Genomic DNA, 854 nt, shown 5'->3' on the forward strand with positions numbered 1-854 from the left:
GGAAAATGCAAAAAGCTTATTCAAGATTTAAGCAAGACAACAAACGCAACAAGCGGCCACACTAGGTCGCTTTTTATTGCCTAAACGGTTGGGTGAACAGGCCAAACCTGAAACGACTCAACCAGCAATACTGTAGTGTTGATAGACATAACTATTAACTTGTAACCCTACCCACTTCGCATCATACGTATTCCATCAGTACGCTTCTTGTGACTGTCGACAACTCGACACATTCTTTTCTTATACTGCTATTCGCCTACGTCTTAGCACAGGTGTAAAACAACATGAATACGGATATTGAAATGTGTACACATGGTGCTTACTTGCAACGCGTACCACGCAACTTTTTTCAAAAGCTGCTAGGCATCAAAGAAGTTTATGTCTGTACTAAATGTGGTTACGTATTGAAAGTTAAGTAGTTAGCCCAAAATAACAAACCAACCGCAACAAAAAAGCGGCTCATTTGAGCCGCTTTTTACTGTCTAAAAACTGAAGGATTACTCCTCTTCTTCCTCATCTTTACGAGTGTAAAAACGAGCAAAGAACAGACCAACCTCAAACAGTAAGCACATTGGGATCGCAAGTAACGTCTGCGAAATCATGTCTGGCGGCGTCAGCAGCATGCCGACAACGAACGCAGCCACAATAATGTATGGACGCTTCTCTTTTAGGTCTTGCGGCGTGGTCGCCCCAGTCCAACAAAGTAGGATAATCGCCACTGGCACTTCGAACGCAATACCAAACGCCATAAACAGCGCCAGCACAACATCTAGGTAGCTCGAAATATCGGTCGCAAACTCAACCCCACCGAGAGAAATCGCAGTAAAAAAGCCAAATACCAGTGGAAATACCAC

The 854-nt window shown here is 43.7% G+C and carries 1 protein-coding gene; it reads right to left on the reverse strand.

Annotated features, from left to right (window positions below; all coding sequences use genetic code 11):
* Nucleotides 1-497: 497 nt before the first annotated feature.
* Nucleotides 498-854 (reverse strand): twin-arginine translocase subunit TatC (locus R7Z50_RS25990; RefSeq protein ID WP_318149540.1); only part of this gene is annotated, 357 nt, incomplete at its 5' end.

Source organism: Vibrio sp. 1249-1, from assembly GCF_033340495.1.